The organism is Mesorhizobium sp. M4B.F.Ca.ET.214.01.1.1, assembly GCF_004791545.1.
In the GTDB taxonomy this organism is placed as follows: Bacteria; Pseudomonadota; Alphaproteobacteria; order Rhizobiales; family Rhizobiaceae; genus Mesorhizobium; species Mesorhizobium abyssinicae.
The window spans coordinates 308,586-325,344 of the sequence record NZ_SRUX01000005.1 but is presented as its reverse complement, the minus strand read 5'-3'; the positions used below and the strand labels follow the sequence as shown (position 1 = coordinate 325,344).

Below are 16,759 nucleotides of genomic sequence, written 5' to 3'. Positions count from 1 at the left end.
ATGACGGCCTACGACTATATCCATGACGGCACCGCGATCTACGAACGCTCCTTTGCCATCATCCGCGCCGAGGCCGACCTGTCGCGCTTCTCGGACGCCGAGGCCGATGTCGCGATCCGCATGATCCATGCCTGCGGCCAGGTCGAGGCCGCCAGCCATTTTGTTTTCTCGAACGATTTCGTCGGCGCGGCCCGCGCGGCCCTTGCCGCCGGCGCATCGATCTTCTGCGACGCCGAGATGGTTTCGCATGGCGTCACCCGCGCCCGCCTGCCGGCCGGCAACGAGGTGATCTGCACGCTGCGCGATCCGCGTACCGCCGAGATCGCCAGGGAGATCGGCAACACCCGCTCGGCCGCCGCGATCGACCTCTGGGGCGAGCGCATCGCCGGCTCGGTCGTCGCCATCGGCAATGCACCGACGGCGCTTTTCTACCTGCTGGAGAAGCTCCGTGACGGCGGCCCCAAGCCCGCCGCGATCATTGGCATGCCGGTCGGCTTCGTGGGGGCGGCCGAATCGAAGGACGCGCTGGCGGAGAATTCCTATGGCGTGCCCTACGCCATCGTGCGCGGCAGGCTGGGCGGCAGCGCCATGACCGCCGCAGCCCTCAACGCATTGGCGAGGCCCGGCCTGTGAACGCGATTGTAAAAGGCCGCCTCGTCGGCGTCGGCACCGGTCCCGGCGATCCCGAGCTACTGACGCTCAAGGCTGCGCGGGCATTGGCAGAGGCCGACGTCGTCGCCTATTTCGCCAAGCGCGGCAACAACAGCAATGCGCGCGCCATCGTCGAGGCCCGCTTCCGGCCGGACATGATCGAGCTGCCGCTGCTCTATCCGGTGACGACCGAGATCGACAAGGATCACGACGACTATCGCTCGCAGATCGCCGATTTCTACGAGCAGTCGGCGGAGGCGGTCGCGGAACATCTTGCCGCCGGCAGGATGGTGGCCGTGCTGTCGGAAGGCGACCCGCTTTTCTACGGGTCCTACATGCACCTGCATGTGCGCCTCGCGCATCGCTTCCCGACCGAGGTCATCCCCGGGGTCACCGCCATGTCCGGCTGCTGGTCGGCGACCGGCCTGCCTATCGTCCAGGGCGACGACGTGCTGACTGTCCTGCCGGGCACGATGAGCGAGTTCGAGCTGACGCGGCGGCTGGCCGACACCGACGCAGCGGTGATCATGAAGGTCGGCCGCAACCTGCCGAAAATCCGCCGCGCGCTGCAGGCGACCGGCAAGCTTGCCAAAGCCGTCTATGTCGAGCGCGGCACCATGCCGGGCAGCGTCTCGATGCGGCTAGCCGACAAGCCGGACGACAAGGCCCCCTATTTCGCCATCGTGCTGGTCGCCGGCTGGTCCGCCCGTCCCGGTGCTGCCGGAGCCAAGGCATGAGCGGCCGCCTTACCGTCATCGGCCTCGGTCCCGGCAACGCCGATCAGGTCACTCCGGAAGCGAGCCGCGCCGTGTCCGAGGCCAAGTTCTTCTATGGCTACAAGCCCTATGTCGACCGGCTCGAGCTGAGGCCGGACCAGACACGCATCGCATCCGACAACCGGGAGGAGCTTGCCCGCTCCAACGAAGCGCTGGCCAAGGCCGCCGAGGGCCATGACGTCGCCGTCGTCTCCGGCGGCGACCCCGGCGTCTTCGCCATGGCAGCCGCAATCTGCGAGGCGATCGAGGCCGGCCCGACGGAATGGCGCGCGATCGACCTTGCGGTCGTTCCCGGCGTCACCGCCATGCTTGCCGTCGCCGCCCGCATCGGCGCCCCGCTCGGCCACGACTTTTGCGCCATCTCGCTCTCCGACAATCTGAAGCCCTGGGATCTGATCGAGCTGCGCCTGCTGGCCGCCGCCGGCGCCGGCTTCGTCGTCGCGCTCTACAACCCGATCAGCAAGGCGCGCCCCTGGCAGCTCGGGCGGGCCTTCGAATGTTTGAAGGCGATCCTGCCCGGGACCACGCCGGTCATCTTCGGCCGCGCCGCCGGCCGGCCGGACGAGCGTATCGACGTGCATCTGCTCGCCGATGCCGATGCGGAAAAGGCCGACATGGCCACCTGCATCATCATCGGCTCGCCGGAAACCAGGATCATTCGGCGCGGCGACAAGCCGTCGCTGGTCTACACGCCACGCTCGGCAACGGGCTCGAAAAGATGATCGACCTTGGCGGCCAGCTGATCGACGGTGTCGGCCGATGGAACGTCGGGCACGGACGGCCGACGGACCATGATCACATCGATGCCGAGCGCGCGCGCCGCGGCGATCTTGCCGTAGGTCGCCTCGCCGCCGCTGTTCTTGGAAACGATGGCATCGATCCCGTGGCTTTCGAGCAGCGCGCGCTCGTCCGCTTCCGGAAACGGTCCGCGCGCCAGCAGATAGATCGCGTCGGGCAGGGTCAGCTTCGGCTCGACCGGGTCGACGCTGCGAATGAGATAGTGGTGCTGGGGCGCGGCCTCGAAGGCGCCGGCTTCCTGCCTGCCGATCGCCAGGAAGACCCGGCGCGGCGCCGTGCCGAGCGCCGTTGCCGCCTCCGCCACGCTGTCGACCAACGTCCAGCGATCGCCCGCCACGGGCTCCCAGCCGGGACGCCGCAAGGCAAGGATCGGCACGCCGGCTTGCCGGGCAGCTTCAGCGGCGTTCGCCGAGATGCGCGCCGCGTAGGGATGCGTAGCGTCGATCAGCAGGGCCGTGCCGGTTTCCTTGAGATAGGCCGCCAGCCCCTGCGCGCCGCCGAAACCGCCAACGCGCACCGGCACGCCTTGCGCGACAGGGCTTTCGGTGCGGCCGGCCAGCGACAGTGTGACCGCGAGATCGGCGCGCGCGGCGAGCTTTCCCGCCAGCTGCCGGGCTTCCGTGGTGCCGCCGAGGATCAGAATATTCGTCATGAGCACCACGATGCGCAGCGCCGGCGCGGCCCCTCACCCTTACCCTCTCCCCGTAAGGACGGGGAGAGGGTAACGCCGGCGTTGCAACCAGCCCCCTTCTCCCCGTCACTATACGGGGAGAAGGTGCCGGCAGGCGGATGAGCGGCGGCGCGGCATGTCAAAAAACAAGCAGCCAAAACCTCAATGGCTCACCATCGTCGGCATCGGCGAGGACGGTGTAGCGGGTCTCGGCGACGAGGCCAAGCAGCACATAGCGCAAGCCGAATTCATCTTCGGCGGCAAGCGGCACCTCGCGCTCGTCGCATCCTTGGCGACGGGTGAGAGCCGTGCCTGGCCGACACCATTCGACACCGAAATGGGCGATGTCCTGGCACGGGCGGGAAAAAGAACCTGCGTGCTTGCGTCCGGCGACCCGTTCTTCCACGGCGTCGGCGTCACACTGGCGCGCAAGGTGAAACCCGAGCAAATGCGGGTGCTGCCGGCGCCTTCATCGCTGTCTCTGGCGGCAGCCCGGCTGGGCTGGGCGCTGCAGGATGTCGAGGCGATCTCGCTCCACGGCCACGCGATCGACCTGGTCCGCCCCCTCCTCCACCACGGCGCGCGCATCCTTGCGCTGACATCCGACGGCGATGCGCCGGCGGCGATCGCCGGGCTGCTCGACGAACTCGGCTTCGGACCCTCGCGGTTGACCGTCTTCGAAGCGCTCGGCGGCCCCGATGAAGCACGCCGAAGCGCGCGCGCCGACGGCTTCGATCTCAAGAACATCAATCCGCTCAACGTGCTGGCGCTGGACGTTGAATCGACACCGGATGCCCGTGTCCTGCCGCTGGCGTCGGGGCTTGCCGACCACCTGTTCGAGCATGACGGCCAGATCACCAAGCGCGAGATCCGCGCCATGACGCTGTCGGCGCTGGCGCCGCGGCGCGGCGAACTGCTGTGGGACATCGGCGCCGGCTCAGGCTCGGTCGGCATCGAATGGATGCTCGCTCACCCCTCGCTGCGCGCCATCGCCATCGAGGCCGACAAGGAGCGCGCCGTCCGCATCCGCCGTAACGCCTCGCATTGCGGCGTGCCCGGTCTTGTCGTGATCGAGGGCCCGGCGCCCAAGGCCTTCACCGGACTGGAGGCGCCGGACGCCATCTTCATCGGCGGCGGCGGCAGCGACGCCGGCGTGCTGGAGAAAGCCATCAAGGCTTTGCGGACGGGCGGCCGCCTCGTCGCCAATGCCGTGACGCTGGAGATGGAGGGATTGCTCCTCGCCCAACATAACAAGCATGGCGGCGATCTCATCCGCATCGCCATCTCCCGGGCCTCGCCCGTCGGCTCGATGCAAGCCTGGCGGCCGGCCATGCCGGTCACACAGTGGAGCTGGGTCAAGCCATGATGGTCGCGGGCATCGGCAGCCGGAAGGGCGTGACGGTGAGCGACGTGCGCGCCGCCGTGGAGACCGCTCTCGAAGCGCATGGATTGGCAATGACGGCGCTTTCGGCCCTGGCGACCGGTGAAATCAAACGCGACGAGGAAGCGATCTTCCTCGCCGGCAGCGATCTCGCTTTGCCTGTGATCGTCGTCTCGAACGATGCCATGCAAGCCGCATCATCCGGCGCGCTCAGCCACTCCGAGCTTTCGCAGTCGAAGGCCGGCACGCCGTCGGTTTCGGAGGCCTCCGCGCTCGCCGCTGCCGGCAAGGGCGCGAAACTGCTCGGGCCGCGCACGGTGCTCGGTCCTGTCACCTGCGCCATCGCGCTCGGCGGAGATGCCGCATGACCGTTCATTTCATCGGCGCCGGACCGGGCGCGGCCGACCTCATCACTCTGCGCGGCAGCCGGCTGCTGGCCTCCTGCCCTGTGTGCCTCTATGCCGGCTCCATTGTTGCGCCCGAACTGCTCGAACATTGCGCGCCGGGGACAAAGCTGATCGACACCGCGCCGATGTCGCTCGACGAGATCGAGGCCGAATATGTCGCCGCCCACAGGGCCGGCGACGATGTCGCACGCCTGCATTCCGGCGACCTTTCGGTGTGGAGCGCGGTGGCCGAGCAGATCAGGCGTCTGGAGAAGCACGGCATCCCCTACACGCTGACGCCGGGCGTGCCCTCGTTTGCGGCAGCGGCTGCCGCGCTGCGGCGCGAGCTCACCATTCCCGAACTGGCGCAGAGCCTGGTGCTCACGCGCGTCTCCGGCCGCGCCTCGAAGATGCCGCCGGGTGAAACGCTGGCCGGCTTCGGCCGCACCGGCGCCACGCTCGCCATCCACCTCGCCATCCACGCCATCGACCGCATCGTTGCCGAACTGACACCGCACTACGGCTCCGAATGTCCGGTCGCGGTCGTCTTTCGCGCTTCCTGGCCGGACGAGCGCGTGCTGACCGGCACGCTCGGCACCATCGCGGCGCAGCTGGCGGAAAACCCGATGGAACGCACGGCGATCATCTTTGTCGGCAGCGCGCTCGCGGCGCAGGATTTCGGCGAAAGCTCACTTTATGACGCCCACTACCAGCGGCGTTTTCGCGGACGGGACGGATTGTGAACGGCAGCACCAACAGAAACGGACGGGCCACGGTGGAGCAGGCGCTGGCGCGGCTGAACTTCAAGCCGCGTGCGCTGGAGCCCGGCCATGTCTGGCTGGCCGGCGCCGGCCCCGGCGATCCCGGCTGCCTGACGCTCGAAGTGCTGGCCGCGCTCGGGCAATGCGACGCGCTCGTCTACGACGCGCTGGTCTCGCCCGATATCGTCGCGGTCGCCGAAAGCGCCGAGCTCTTCTATGCCGGCAAACGCGGCGGCCAGCCGTCGATGAAGCAGGACGACATCACCGCTTTGCTGGTGCGGCTGGCCCGCGAGGGACGCCGCGTCGTCCGTCTCAAGGGCGGCGACCCCTACATCTTTGGACGCGGCGGCGAAGAGGCTTTGGCGCTGGCGCGGGAGGCTATTCCTTTCCGCGTGCTGTCCGGCCTGACCTCCGGGCTGAGCGCGCTCGCCGCCACCGGCATCCCCGCCACCATGCGCGGCATCAACAAGGCGGTCATCCTGGCCACAGGCCACGCCGCCGGCACCGAGGACGATCTCGACTGGGCGGCGATCGCTCGCACCGGCCAGCCGGTCGTCATCTATATGGGCATGGCCAACCTGCCGCGGATCGCCGCTTCGCTGCTGGAGGGCGGCCTGGCGCCGTCGACGCCGGCAGCGGTGATCGTTTCCGCGACGACGCCGCAGGAGCGTATCGTCGTCGCCACGCTCGCCACCATCGCCGAGGAAGCCGCGGCCGCCGGGCTCGCCTCGCCGGCGCTGATCGTCGTCGGCGGCATCGTCGCCATGCGCGCGGCACTGGCGGGCGAACCATGACGGCGCGCGCCATCATCATCGGCGCGCCGCGCTCGGGTTCGGGCAAGACCAGCGTCACCATCGGCATCCTGCGCGCGCTCGCCCGGCGCGGCCTGAAGGTGCGCGGCGCCAAGTCCGGGCCTGACTACATCGACCCGGGCTTCCACACCGCCGCCACCGGCCTCTCCGGCGTCAACCTCGACAGCTGGGCAATGCCGCCTTCCCTGCTCAATGCGCTGGCCAGGCAAGCGGCTGACGATGCCGACTTCGTCGTCCTCGAAAGCGCCATGGGCCTGTTCGACGGCATTCCCGCCCCAGAAGGCCGCACGGGTTCGGCCGCCGACCTTGCGCGGCTCTACGGCCTGCCGGTGCTGCTCGTGCTCGATGTGTCCGGCCAGTCGACCACGGCGGCCGCCGTTGCCAAGGGTTTTGCAACCTACGACCCGGACGTGCGCATGGCCGGCGTCGTCCTTAACCGGCTCGGCAGCGAGCGCCACCGGCGGCTGTCCGGCGATGCCATCGAGGCGATCGGCCTGCCGGTCGTCGGCGCCATCCTGCGCGATCCCACGCTCAACCTGCCTGAGCGCCATCTCGGCCTCGTCCAGGCCGGCGAGTACGAGAACCTGATGGCGCATCTCGACCGGCTGGCCGACATGGCCGAGAAGTCGCTCGATCTCGACGCCATCATGGCGTTGGCCACGCCGCTGGTGCCGGCGGCTGGCGATTTCGGCGACGCGCTGCCGCCACCCGGACAGCGCATCGCGCTGGCGGAGGACGCCGCCTTCACCTTCGTCTACCCGCACGTCGCCGCCCACTGGCACAAGGCCGGCGCCGAGATCGTTACCTTCTCGCCGCTCGCCGACGAAGCGCCCGACGACAGCTGCGATGTCTGCTGGCTGCCCGGCGGCTATCCCGAGCTTCATGCCGGCAGGCTGGCCGCCGCCACCAACTTCCGGGCCGCAATGGCGCGCTTCGCCGCGACCAAGCCGATCCACGGCGAGTGCGGTGGCTTCATGGTGCTGGGCAAGACTCTTGAGGACGCGGCAGGCGACACGCATCCGATGCTTGGCCTGCTCGGCCATTCGACCAGCTTCGCCAGGCGCAAGATGAACCTCGGCTACCGCGAGGCGCGGCTGCGCGCCGCTTGCCCGCTCGGAGCCGAGGGCACGCTGATCCGCGGCCATGAATTCCACTATGCGCAGATGACGGCCACCGGCAACGACGAGCCGCTGGCCGACCTTGCCGACGGCCAGGGCAATCCGCTCGGCGCCTCCGGCTACCGGCGCGGCCATGTTAGCGGGACGTTCTTCCATGCCATTGCGAGGGGCTAGGGCATGAAGCTCAAGAACTTTCCCCTTTCGCTCCGGCAAGTCCTCGATGACATCGCCCTTTGCCTGGTCTTCTTCACCAGGCTGCCGCTGCCCGTCTTTGATTTTCGCGGACGCAGCCTCGCCGCCGCGATCTGGGCCGCCCCTGTCGCCGGTCTTGCCGTCGGCCTGATCGGCGCGGTCGTCTACGCCACGGCGGAACGGTTCGGCCTTGCCATGGGTCCGGCGGCCGCGCTAGCACTTGCCGCAACATTGCTCACCACCGGCTGCCTGCACGAGGACGGGCTGTCCGATGTCGCCGATGGCTTTGGCGGCGGCAAGTCGCGCGGTGGAAAACTGGAGATCATGCGCGACAGCCGCATCGGCGCCTATGGCGCGTCGGCACTGGCCCTGTCGCTGCTGATCCGCTGGAGCGCGATTTCGGAATTCGCCGACCCGACTCAGGCGCTCCTGGCGCTCATTGCCGCGCACGCCGCCTCGCGCGGATTGCTGGGCGCCTTCATGCATCTCTTGCCCCCGGCGCGGTCCGACGGCCTCTCGGCCGGCGCCGGCAGCGTCTCGGCCGAGGCCGCAATAGTTGGCGCCGTGCTCGGCGCGATACCGCTCCTCCTGCTCGGGCCAGGCGGCGCCATTGTCGCGATCGTCCTGCTTGGTCTGCTGTTTGCCGCGTTCCGCGCCCTTTGCCTCAACCAGATCGACGGCCAGACCGGCGACACGATCGGCGCCCTTCAGCAACTTGGCGAGATCGCAGTCCTGCTCGTCGCTTCCGTATCCCTATCCTGACTCTTTTTCGGAGACTTTGCCCCCATGTCTTTCAAATCGCTTGATGAACTTCGCGCTGCCTGCCTCGATCTGCCGGCCGGCAGCGACACCGCGGCCAATGCCGTCGCCCGCCGCCAGGACACGCTGACCAAGCCGCAAGGCAGCCTCGGCCGGCTGGAAACCATCTCCGCCTGGCTGGGGCGCTGGCAGGGCCGCGACATGCCGAGGCTGGACAAGGTGAAGGTCTTCGTCTTTGCCGGCAATCACGGCGTCACCGCGCAGGGCGTCTCGGCCTTCCCGTCGGAAGTCACCGTACAGATGGTGGCGAATTTCGCCGGCGGCGGCGCCGCCATCAACCAGCTTGCCCGCATCGCCGGCGCCGATCTCGACGTCATTCCGCTCGACCTAGACCATCCGACCGGCGACTTCACCGAAGTGCCGGCGATGGACGAGAAAGCCTTCCTCGCCGCCGTCTCGGCCGGCCATGACGCGGTGACCAAGGATATCGACCTCGTCTGCTTCGGCGAAATGGGCATCGGCAACACCACGCCGGCGGCAGCGATTTCTGCCGCCCTGTTCGGTGGCGGCGCCGAGAAATGGACCGGGCGCGGCACCGGCGTCGACGATGCCGGCCTGAAGCGCAAGGTGACCACGATCGAAGCCGGCCTCAAGCGCCATGCCGACGCGCTGTCCGACCCGCTGAAGATCGCCGCAGCCCTTGGCGGCCGCGAGCTCGCCGCTATCTTCGGCGCCACGCTTGCCGCGCGCCGCAACAATGTGCCGGTCCTGCTCGACGGTTTTGTCTGCACCGCCGCCGCGGCGCCGCTGGCGCGGCTGCACCCGACCGGCCTCGCCCACACCATCGCCGCCCATGTCTCGGCCGAATCCGGCCACCGCCGCCTGCTCGAAGCGCTCGGCCTGCCGCCGCTGCTCGACCTCGGCATGCGGCTCGGCGAAGGGTCCGGCGCCTGCCTTGCCGTCAACATCGTGCGCTCGGCGCTGGAATGCCACGCCCGCATGGCGAGCTTTGCTGAGGCAGGTGTGTCGGAGAAGTGAAAGGAAGGCCGTAGCTGTCCGTTAGGCTTCACCCTTGAAGAAAGGCCGAAATTGATCTGCAATCAGGTTCACGTACCAAACGAGTTGTTCAACCGTTTGCTCGAAAGGCAGCCAACCGCCATCGACTGAGACCATCAATCTCGCTTCGATTGCCCATTGTCCAGTTGCCGACTTAATCGGGCAATTCGTCCTATACTCCAGGACGACCAGGCCAGGCCGGAGAGGATCTACCGCGACTGACGTATCAGGGGGAACGTTGGCCGAAGCGTCCTCTTCCGAGTAGAACTCGACGGTGTGACTGTGATCCTGCTTAACCTGCCCGAGCAAAGCCACCGCCGGAACCCGGTGTTTATCTGTATTGCTCAACTTCTGAAGCACTAGGAGCGGATCATCGGAAGGTTTGCCATCATCACCAATCTCTGGATGCTTCCCTCTCTGAAACGGTTGGACCTCGGTAATTTTCTCTGCAGCTTGTGGCGGCATCTGCGACAAGCAGTTTGTAATCCTTTTGTCGGAAAACGTAGCCTCGCTTTCGTGAATGGGAAAGTGTATCGCGCCGGGCACAGTAGGAGGGTCTAGCTTGACCCTTGCTAACGCGAAAGCGAGGTTGTCGAGCGCCGAGCGCAGCATGTGAACGAGTTCGCTCAAATCGAGGCATGCATCATCTAGCGACTTGAAGTGCGGTATGTCGTCGACGATCAGACGAAAACCCCTGCGCTCGGGCAAAAGCTCGGTATGACTCGCGACGTCATGGCCCAACTTCTTCGATATTTCGAGCAAGCTCTTGGCACGCAGAGTCGCTCTGTCGAGTTTGAGCTGCACAGGCAGTAAGAGCGAATCCATAGCTTGCCCAATCCATGAGAGTCTTGTTGGGCTTCATTTAACGCACTGCGGTCGCTGGTAGCCAGAGACGCGGCTGGAGTAGAGCTCGCGCGCATTCGCTTAGGTCTTTGAAGAAAAATTTGGTGGGTGTGCACAGGATCGAACTGTGGACCCGCTGATTAAGAGTCAGCTGCTCTACCAACTGAGCTACACACCCACACGGCCGGTAAAACCCAGCGTTGGCGGGCATATAGCCGCCGATTCCCGGGATGTCTAGCCCTGCCGGGATCATTTCCCGACAAATCGCCTAAGTGCCGCACCCATCAGACAAAAAGCTTGCCTTCCGCCACCTTGACAGCATGTCCGCCGATGCGGGCGGCGGCCAGTTTGCCGCCATCGACATTGAGCTCGAGGCGGATTCGCGACGGCCGTCCCATCTCCAGCCCCTGCTCGATCCAGAGCTGCGAAATGCCGTCGGTCGGGCCGTCGAAATGCATGATGGCGCCGGCAAAGGCGGCCGCGGCCGAGCCGGTCGCCGGGTCCTCATAGGAGGGGCTGCCGGGCACAATCATGCGCACATGGAAGGCGCTCTCGTGGTTGACCGTCTCGCGGCAATAGACATAGGGGCTGGCGAAGGCCCATTCGCTCTTGCGCGGCGCCAGTTCCGACCAGGCCTGGTTGTCCAGCCGGATCTGGCCCGCCGCCTTCAGGTCGGCGACCGGAATGGTCACGTAGGGCACGCCGGCCGACCAGAACGAGACCCGGTGATTCTCGAAGCCGATCTCATGCGGTCCAAGGCCAAGCGCGGCGCCGATCGCTTCCGCGTCGGCGGAGAGCTCCAGCGGCTCCGGCAGCTTCGCCAGGTCGAACTCGGCGAAGGTGGCGCCGTCATGCTTGCTCACCGCGCAGCGCACCGGGCCGATATTCTCCTCGAGCACGAAGATGCCGGCGGTCTCGCCGGCCAGATCGGCAAGCGCGATCGCCGAACCGACGGTCGGATGGCCGGCGAACGGCATTTCATAGTCGGGCGTGAAGATGCGGATGCGGGCGCGGTGCTTGGCGTTGTCGGGCGGCAGCACGAACACCGTTTCGGACAGATTGAATTCGCGCGCGATGGCCTGCATTGCCGCAGTGTCCAGCCCCTTGCTGTCCAGGACGACAGCCAGCGGATTGCCGGCCAGCCGCTCGGTCGTGAAGACATCGTAGAGCAAGTAGTTCCGGGTCTGCATTCTTGCCTCAATCCCAACATGGGCGAAATTTAATTTGTAATTCGAACCACAAAGCCTGATCTGTGCACAGATAGGGACATTGCGCGTTATAGGGGTCCAGCGTGGACCAGATTGTCAATCCGCCAAAGACGGAATCGGATTCCGCCATCGAGACGGCGCTTGGCCTCGACCATCAGGGCCTGCGCAGAACACGCCGTCGCGGCTGGCTCTATGCCCTGTTGGCGCTGACCGCCGTTGCCGCCGCTTTTGCCGGCTACCAATTGTATTCAGCTTCTCCAGCCAGGATTGATTATACCACGGTGCCGGCCACAGTCGCCGACCTCACCGTCCAGGTCTCGGCCACCGGCACGCTGCAGCCCCTCACCCAGGTCGACATCTCCAGCGAGCTTTCGGGCGTCGTCCGATCGGTCGCGGTCGAGGAGAATCAACGGGTCAAGAAAGGCGACGTGCTGGCGACGCTCGACACCGCCAAGCTCGAAGTTCAGATCGAGCGCGCCGAAGCGTCGGCCAGGGCGGCCGCGGCCAGTGTCGAGGACGCCACGGTGACGCTGAAGGAGAACGAGAACGCGCTGACACGCGCGAACGAGCTCACCAAGCGCGGCATGGCGACCGACCAGTCGCTCGAGGCGGCGACCGCGACGCGCGACCGCGCCAAGGCTGCGCGAGACAGCGCCGAGGCCAACCTTGCCATCGCCAATGCCGACCTCAAGGCGCAGCAGACCGATCTCGCCAAGAGCACGATCTACGCGCCGATCGACGGCATCGTGCTGACCCGTTCGGTCGACCCCGGCCAGACGGTCGCCTCCTCGCTGCAGGCGCCGGTGCTGTTCATCATTGCCGCCGACCTGAGGAACATGGAACTGCAGGCTGCGGTCGACGAGGCCGATATCGGCTCGGTCAAGCCCGGCCAGCATGCCCGCTTCACCGTCGATGCCTTTCCGGAGCGGCCCTTCGACGCCGAGATCCGCGACATCTCTTATGCCTCTGTCACCACCGATGGCGTCGTCACCTACAATGCTCGGCTGGAGGTCGACAACGGCGAGCTGCTGCTCCGACCCGGCATGACCGCCACCGTCTCGGTCGTCACCAGGCAGGCCAAGGGCGTGCTCACCGTGCCAGCCACCGCCTTCCGCTACCGGCCGGCGCCGCCGGTCGCCCGCACATGGAGCCTGCGCGACCTGTTCACCGGCCGCATGGGCCGCCCCGGCCGTCAGCGCGACGCGGCGCCGAGACCGACCGACGGCTCGCGCACGCTCTATGTGCTGGAAAACGGCCGGCCGCACGCGGTCAACGTCAGGGTCGGTTCCACCGACGGCGAGCTGACCGAGATCACGTCCGGCCTCGACGAGGGCGCGCAGGTCATCACCGGCTCGCAGCTGCGGAACTGACGCCGTGTCAGGCTCCACGCTGATTGCCTTCGACAAGGTCTGGAAAAGCTACGGCCAGGGCGAGGCCCGTGTGCACGCGCTGGCCGGCGTCGATCTCGCCATCCGCAAGGGTGAATTCGTCGCCATCATGGGGCCGTCGGGTTCCGGCAAGTCGACGGCGATGAACATCATCGGCTGCCTCGACACGCCGACGGCCGGGACCTACAGTTTCGAGGGCATCGATGCCGGCCGGCTCGACCGCAACCGCCGCGCCATGCTGCGCAACCTCTATGTCGGCTTCGTCTTCCAGGGCTACAATTTGCTGCCGCGCACCACGGCGGCCGAGAATGTCGAGCTGCCGCTGATCTATCGCGGCGTCGCCGCGCGCCAGCGTCGCCAGCTTGCCATGCAGGCACTGGCCGAGGTCGGCCTTGTCGGGCGCGAGCACCACACGCCGGCCGAACTCTCGGGCGGCCAGCAGCAGCGGGTGGCGATCGCGCGCGCCATCGTCACCAGGCCGACGCTGCTCGTCGCCGACGAGCCGACCGGCAATCTCGACACCGCCCGCACGCACGAGATCATGGAGCTGTTGACGCGGCTCAACGCCGGGCTTGGCCTCACCATCGTCATGGTCACCCACGAGGCCGACGTGGCGGCCTATGCCGAGCGCACGATCCGCTTCCTCGACGGCCATGTCGCGTCCGACTCCAACAAACTGGAGGCGGCCCAATGATCTGGGAGACAGTTCGCCTTTCGCTGATCTCGATCCGGCGAAACGTGCTGCGCTCGTTCCTGACCTTGCTCGGCATTGTCATCGGCGTCGCCGCCGTCATCGCCATGCTGACCATCGGCTCCGGCACCACCCAGAAGGTCAAGTCCGACATTTCCAAGCTCGGCAGCAATTTGCTCGTCGTCCGCTCCGGCCGCCCGGCCGGGCCAGGCGGACCGGGCGGGCTCGACCAGGTCGTTCGTCCGCTTGCCGACAAGGACCTTGCCGCGCTCGTCAAGCATCTCGACGGCGCGCGCGCCATCTCGCCCGCCTCGCAAAAGCAGGTCCGCGTCATCTTCGGCACCGAAAGCGTGACATCGGGCGTCACCGGCACCGACAGCGCCTATCTCGACGCGCGCGACTGGAAGCTGGTCTCGGGGCGTCCGTTCAGCGATTCCGAGACCCGCGCCGGCGCCGGGGTCTGCCTGGTCGGCGAGACGGTGCGCCAGCAATTCTTCGGCGCCGGCGATCCGGAAGGAGAGACCATCCGCGTCAACCGCACCTCCTGCAAGATCATCGGCCTCTTGGAACCCAAGGGCTACACCGGCTTCGGCCAGGACCAGGACAATGTCGTGCTGATGCCGCTTGCCGCCTACCAGCGCCGCATCGCCGGCAACCGCGACATCGATTCCATCTACATCGCCGCCGACGACCGCACACCGACAACCGAACTGCAGCCGCGCGTCGAGGACATCCTGCGCGACACGCGCCGCGTCACGCCCGACCGCGATGACGATTTCTCGATCCGCGACATGACACAGATCGCCGACGCCATGGCCAGTGCTACCACCACCATGACCGGCATGCTGGGCGCCGTCGCCGGCGTCAGCCTGCTGGTCGGCGGCATCGGCATCATGAACATCATGTTGGTCTCGGTCACCGAACGCACGCGCGAGATCGGCATCAGGCTGGCGATCGGCGCGCATGAGAAGCACATTCTCATCCAGTTCCTGGTCGAGGCGACGGTGCTGTCGCTGTTCGGCGGCATCATCGGCATCCTGATCGGGCTCTCGCTCGCCGCCATCGCCTCGGTGGCGCTGACCATTCCCTTCGCGCCGAGCCCGGCGGTCATCCTGCTCGCCGTCGGCTTTTCCGCGCTGATCGGCATGGTGTTCGGCTTCTTCCCGGCGCTGCGCGGCGCCAGGCTCGACCCGATCGACGCGCTCAGGCACGAGTGAAGTCGGCGCGGGAAAACGCTCTCGCCTGCCTCTGTCGCCGCGCATCCTGCAATGCTACTGCTGTGACCTTTGGCGCATGGGGGAGATACGAATGAGCAAGAAGGCGCGGCTGGTCCTGACGCTGGCGATCATCGAGGCCGGCCTGGCTGGCCTGTGGTGGTATCTCGCCAGCTACGGCCTCCAGAATCCCGATCGCGTCGCCGCGAATTTCCAGGAGGTCGTCGGCCAGACGATGGGAATGGCGATGGGCGCGCTGCTTGGCCTCGGCGTGATCCTGTTCTTCGTCGCCGCCCGCAACGACCGTAAGGCATTGCCGGATAAGGGACAGCGCTGACCACCACCAAGAGCGGCCCTCTCAGAACGGAAGCCGCGCGTTCTCCTTGACCTCCTTCATGACGAAGAAGGTCCGGGTTTGCCGAACGCCCGGCAGCGCGATCAGCTTCTGCCCGTGCAGCTTGTTGAAATCCGCCATGTCGCGGACCCGTATCTTCAACAGATAGTCGAAGTCGCCGGCCACCAGATTGCAGTCGAGGACCTCCTTGAGCTTCAGCACGGCCTCCTCGAAAGCGGCGAAGCTTTCGGGCGTCGAGCGGTCGAGCACGACGCCGACCATCACCAGCGCGCCAAGGCCGACCGTAGCGGGGGCGATCTCCGCCCTGACTCCGGTGATATAGCCCTCCTCGAACAGGCGCTGCGTGCGCCGGTGGCAGGTGGCAGCGCTGACGTTCACGCGGGCCGCCAGTTCGGCATTGGTCAACCGTCCCTCGGCCTGAAGGGCGCGCAGGATTTTGACGTCGATGCGATCCAGAGTTTCGGCGGAAGATTCTTCCATTTCTGCTGCCCTCTTCGAATGGTTAGGCCAATCATATCGCTGATTTGCGGGAGATGTGAAAAATCCGCCCGCAAGTTCGAGAGCACCTTTCGAGCCACTGCGCCTATGATCGCTTCATGAAAATCACCAGAAGCGGAGACAGAACGATGTCACTTCTCGCCAAGTTTGTACGCTATCCGCTGACCTTCGGCCCGACACCGATCGAGCATCTGCCGCGGCTGAGCGCTGCGCTGGGCGGCAAGGTGCAGGTCTACGCAAAGCGCGACGATTGCAATTCCGGGCTGGCGATGGGCGGAAACAAATTGCGAAAGCTCGAATACATCGTGCCGGATGCTCTTCGGTCCGGCGCCGACACACTGGTGTCGATCGGCGGCGTCCAGTCGAACCATACGCGGATGGTCGCCGCGACGGCTGCCAAGATCGGCATGAAATGCGTGGTGATCCAGGAGAAATGGGTGCCTCACTACGACGCGGTCTACGACCGGGTCGGCAACATCCTGATGACACGCCTGATGGGCGCCGACAGCCGGCTGGTCGACGACGGTTTCGACATCGGCATCCGCAAAAGCTGGGAGGACGCCATCCAGTCGGTGAAGGATGCCGGCGGCAAGCCCTATCCGATCCCGGCCGGCGCCTCGGTGCACAAGTTCGGCGGGCTGGGCTATGTCGGCTTCGCCGAGGAGGTGGCCCGGCAGGAAGCCGAGCTCGGCTTTGCCTTCGACTACATCATCGTCTGCGTCGTGACCGGCTCGACGCAGGCCGGCATGATCGTCGGCTTCGCCGCGCAAAACCGTGCCGACCGGGTGATCGGCATCGACGCCTCCGGCACGCTCGACCAGACCCGCGCCCAGGTCCGCCGCATCGTCGACGACACCGCCGCCCTCGTCGGGCTCGGCCGCGCCGTCCGCGACGACGAGATCGTCATCAACCCCGACTATGCCTATCCCGCCTATGGCGTTCCGTCGGACGCCACGAACGACGCGATCCGGCTGGCGGCCCGCACCGAGGCCATGATCACCGATCCGGTCTACGAGGGAAAGTCGATGCAGGGCCTGATCGACCTGACCAGGAAGGGCTTCTTCCCCGAGGGCTCGCGAATTCTCTACGCGCATCTCGGCGGCGCGCCGGCCATCAACGGCTACAGCTATTACTATAAGGACGACGGCGGCTCCCGGAAAAGCATGCCGGACGAGGCGCTGCCGCCGATCTTCCCATGAGGC

The 16,759-nt window shown here is 66.8% G+C and carries 19 protein-coding genes and 1 tRNA gene; 15 read left to right on the top strand and 5 right to left on the bottom strand.

Annotated elements, in window-relative coordinates; translation table 11 throughout:
* The 3 genes from EN857_RS13145 to EN857_RS13135 are packed head-to-tail and all read left to right on the top strand — an operon-like array spanning nucleotide 1 to nucleotide 2,149.
* Nucleotides 1-633: a precorrin-8X methylmutase gene (locus EN857_RS13145; RefSeq protein ID WP_127394069.1), complete on the top strand. Its 633-nt coding sequence runs from the start codon at nucleotides 1-3 to the stop codon at nucleotides 631-633.
* Nucleotides 630-1,388 (top strand): precorrin-2 C(20)-methyltransferase, encoded by a 759-nt coding sequence (locus EN857_RS13140; protein WP_127283355.1) that lies wholly within the window; start codon nucleotides 630-632, stop codon nucleotides 1,386-1,388. The genes EN857_RS13145 and EN857_RS13140 overlap by 4 nt, the downstream gene beginning before the upstream one ends.
* Nucleotides 1,385-2,149, top strand: a complete 765-nt coding sequence (locus EN857_RS13135) for a precorrin-3B C(17)-methyltransferase (protein WP_127394070.1) — start codon at nucleotides 1,385-1,387, stop codon at nucleotides 2,147-2,149. Before EN857_RS13140 ends, EN857_RS13135 begins: the two co-directional genes overlap by 4 nt.
* On the opposite strand, the gene EN857_RS13130 is transcribed toward EN857_RS13135, so the two are convergent.
* Nucleotides 2,113-2,877, bottom strand: coding sequence for a cobalt-precorrin-6A reductase (locus EN857_RS13130; RefSeq protein WP_128346653.1), 765 nt, complete (start codon nucleotides 2,875-2,877; stop codon nucleotides 2,113-2,115). The two genes, EN857_RS13135 and EN857_RS13130, sit on opposite strands and share 37 nt — an antisense overlap.
* Before the next feature lie 154 nt (nucleotides 2,878-3,031).
* Here EN857_RS13130 and cbiE point away from each other — a divergent pair, with 154 nt between their 5' ends.
* The 7 genes from cbiE to cobT are packed head-to-tail and all read left to right on the top strand — an operon-like array spanning nucleotide 3,032 to nucleotide 9,342.
* Nucleotides 3,032-4,261 (top strand): precorrin-6y C5,15-methyltransferase (decarboxylating) subunit CbiE, encoded by a 1,230-nt coding sequence (gene cbiE, locus EN857_RS13125; RefSeq protein WP_128346652.1) that lies wholly within the window; start codon nucleotides 3,032-3,034, stop codon nucleotides 4,259-4,261.
* Complete coding sequence (locus tag EN857_RS13120) at nucleotides 4,258-4,644, top strand: cobalamin biosynthesis protein (protein WP_128346651.1); 387 nt, start codon at nucleotides 4,258-4,260, stop codon at nucleotides 4,642-4,644. The genes cbiE and EN857_RS13120 overlap by 4 nt, the downstream gene beginning before the upstream one ends.
* Nucleotides 4,641-5,405: a precorrin-4 C(11)-methyltransferase gene (gene cobM / locus EN857_RS13115; protein WP_127393580.1), complete on the top strand. Its 765-nt coding sequence runs from the start codon at nucleotides 4,641-4,643 to the stop codon at nucleotides 5,403-5,405. The genes EN857_RS13120 and cobM overlap by 4 nt, the downstream gene beginning before the upstream one ends.
* The gene (gene cobA / locus EN857_RS13110) at nucleotides 5,402-6,217 is read left to right on the top strand and encodes a uroporphyrinogen-III C-methyltransferase (RefSeq protein WP_135858714.1); all 816 of its coding nucleotides are present in this window, start codon (nucleotides 5,402-5,404) and stop codon (nucleotides 6,215-6,217) included. The genes cobM and cobA overlap by 4 nt, the downstream gene beginning before the upstream one ends.
* Entirely contained in the window at nucleotides 6,214-7,527 is a 1,314-nt protein-coding gene (locus EN857_RS13105; protein WP_127393582.1) for a cobyrinate a,c-diamide synthase, read from the top strand. The genes cobA and EN857_RS13105 overlap by 4 nt, the downstream gene beginning before the upstream one ends.
* Before the next feature lie 3 nt (nucleotides 7,528-7,530).
* Nucleotides 7,531-8,307 (top strand): adenosylcobinamide-GDP ribazoletransferase, encoded by a 777-nt coding sequence (locus EN857_RS13100; RefSeq protein ID WP_127393583.1) that lies wholly within the window; start codon nucleotides 7,531-7,533, stop codon nucleotides 8,305-8,307.
* Nucleotides 8,308-8,331: 24 nt separating this feature from the next.
* Entirely contained in the window at nucleotides 8,332-9,342 is a 1,011-nt protein-coding gene (cobT, locus tag EN857_RS13095; protein WP_128346732.1) for a nicotinate-nucleotide--dimethylbenzimidazole phosphoribosyltransferase, read from the top strand.
* A 21-nt stretch (nucleotides 9,343-9,363) separates the two neighbouring features.
* Here the strand turns inward: cobT and EN857_RS13090 are convergent, their stop codons facing one another.
* The 3 genes from EN857_RS13090 to EN857_RS13080 all read right to left on the bottom strand — a co-directional run bounded on the left by EN857_RS13090 (nucleotide 9,364) and on the right by EN857_RS13080 (nucleotide 11,393).
* Nucleotides 9,364-10,185 carry a hypothetical protein gene (locus EN857_RS13090; protein ID WP_127393498.1) on the bottom strand — a complete coding sequence of 274 codons (822 nt, stop codon included), beginning with the start codon at nucleotides 10,183-10,185 and terminating at the stop codon, nucleotides 9,364-9,366.
* A gap of 120 nt (nucleotides 10,186-10,305) precedes the next feature.
* Nucleotides 10,306-10,381 (bottom strand) — tRNA-Lys (locus tag EN857_RS13085).
* 106 nt (nucleotides 10,382-10,487) lie between these two features.
* Nucleotides 10,488-11,393, bottom strand: coding sequence for a PhzF family phenazine biosynthesis protein (locus EN857_RS13080; RefSeq protein WP_127393497.1), 906 nt, complete (start codon nucleotides 11,391-11,393; stop codon nucleotides 10,488-10,490).
* A gap of 101 nt (nucleotides 11,394-11,494) precedes the next feature.
* Here EN857_RS13080 and EN857_RS13075 point away from each other — a divergent pair, with 101 nt between their 5' ends.
* From EN857_RS13075 to EN857_RS13060, 4 genes are all read left to right on the top strand, one after another.
* A complete protein-coding gene (locus EN857_RS13075; protein WP_128346733.1) occupies nucleotides 11,495-12,781 on the top strand; it encodes an efflux RND transporter periplasmic adaptor subunit in 1,287 nt (428 codons plus the stop codon).
* A gap of 4 nt (nucleotides 12,782-12,785) precedes the next feature.
* Nucleotides 12,786-13,493, top strand: a complete 708-nt coding sequence (locus EN857_RS13070) for an ABC transporter ATP-binding protein (protein WP_127393495.1) — start codon at nucleotides 12,786-12,788, stop codon at nucleotides 13,491-13,493.
* Nucleotides 13,490-14,707, top strand: a complete 1,218-nt coding sequence (locus EN857_RS13065) for an ABC transporter permease (protein ID WP_127283369.1) — start codon at nucleotides 13,490-13,492, stop codon at nucleotides 14,705-14,707. Before EN857_RS13070 ends, EN857_RS13065 begins: the two co-directional genes overlap by 4 nt.
* A 91-nt stretch (nucleotides 14,708-14,798) precedes the next feature.
* A complete protein-coding gene (locus EN857_RS13060; RefSeq protein WP_127283370.1) occupies nucleotides 14,799-15,041 on the top strand; it encodes a hypothetical protein in 243 nt (80 codons plus the stop codon).
* 21 nt (nucleotides 15,042-15,062) lie between these two features.
* Here EN857_RS13060 and EN857_RS13055 read toward each other — a convergent pair whose 3' ends face one another.
* Nucleotides 15,063-15,539, bottom strand: a complete 477-nt coding sequence (locus EN857_RS13055) for an Lrp/AsnC ligand binding domain-containing protein (protein ID WP_127283371.1) — start codon at nucleotides 15,537-15,539, stop codon at nucleotides 15,063-15,065.
* A gap of 146 nt (nucleotides 15,540-15,685) precedes the next feature.
* Between EN857_RS13055 and EN857_RS13050 the strand changes: the two genes are divergently transcribed.
* Nucleotides 15,686-16,756, top strand: a complete 1,071-nt coding sequence (locus tag EN857_RS13050; protein WP_127392878.1) for a 1-aminocyclopropane-1-carboxylate deaminase — start codon at nucleotides 15,686-15,688, stop codon at nucleotides 16,754-16,756.
* Nucleotides 16,757-16,759: the final 3 nt, after the last annotated feature.

Bases quoted from the DNA above. Each gene is read 5' to 3' on its own strand.
- EN857_RS13060 (WP_127283370.1), top strand. From the start codon at position 14,799: ATGAGCAAGAAGGCGCGGCTGGTCCTGACGCTGGCGATCATCGAGGCC.
- EN857_RS13065 (WP_127283369.1), top strand. From the start codon at position 13,490: ATGATCTGGGAGACAGTTCGCCTTTCGCTGATCTCGATCCGGCGAAAC.
- EN857_RS13135 (WP_127394070.1), top strand. From the start codon at position 1,385: ATGAGCGGCCGCCTTACCGTCATCGGCCTCGGTCCCGGCAACGCCGAT.
- cobT (WP_128346732.1), top strand. From the start codon at position 8,332: ATGTCTTTCAAATCGCTTGATGAACTTCGCGCTGCCTGCCTCGATCTG.
- EN857_RS13080 (WP_127393497.1), bottom strand. From the start codon at position 11,393: ATGCAGACCCGGAACTACTTGCTCTACGATGTCTTCACGACCGAGCGG.
- EN857_RS13100 (WP_127393583.1), top strand. From the start codon at position 7,531: ATGAAGCTCAAGAACTTTCCCCTTTCGCTCCGGCAAGTCCTCGATGAC.
- EN857_RS13130 (WP_128346653.1), bottom strand. From the start codon at position 2,877: ATGACGAATATTCTGATCCTCGGCGGCACCACGGAAGCCCGGCAGCTG.
- EN857_RS13120 (WP_128346651.1), top strand. From the start codon at position 4,258: ATGATGGTCGCGGGCATCGGCAGCCGGAAGGGCGTGACGGTGAGCGAC.
- EN857_RS13105 (WP_127393582.1), top strand. From the start codon at position 6,214: ATGACGGCGCGCGCCATCATCATCGGCGCGCCGCGCTCGGGTTCGGGC.
- cbiE (WP_128346652.1), top strand. From the start codon at position 3,032: ATGTCAAAAAACAAGCAGCCAAAACCTCAATGGCTCACCATCGTCGGC.
- EN857_RS13090 (WP_127393498.1), bottom strand. From the start codon at position 10,185: ATGGATTCGCTCTTACTGCCTGTGCAGCTCAAACTCGACAGAGCGACT.
- EN857_RS13050 (WP_127392878.1), top strand. From the start codon at position 15,686: ATGTCACTTCTCGCCAAGTTTGTACGCTATCCGCTGACCTTCGGCCCG.
- EN857_RS13055 (WP_127283371.1), bottom strand. From the start codon at position 15,539: ATGGAAGAATCTTCCGCCGAAACTCTGGATCGCATCGACGTCAAAATC.
- cobM (WP_127393580.1), top strand. From the start codon at position 4,641: ATGACCGTTCATTTCATCGGCGCCGGACCGGGCGCGGCCGACCTCATC.
- EN857_RS13145 (WP_127394069.1), top strand. From the start codon at position 1: ATGACGGCCTACGACTATATCCATGACGGCACCGCGATCTACGAACGC.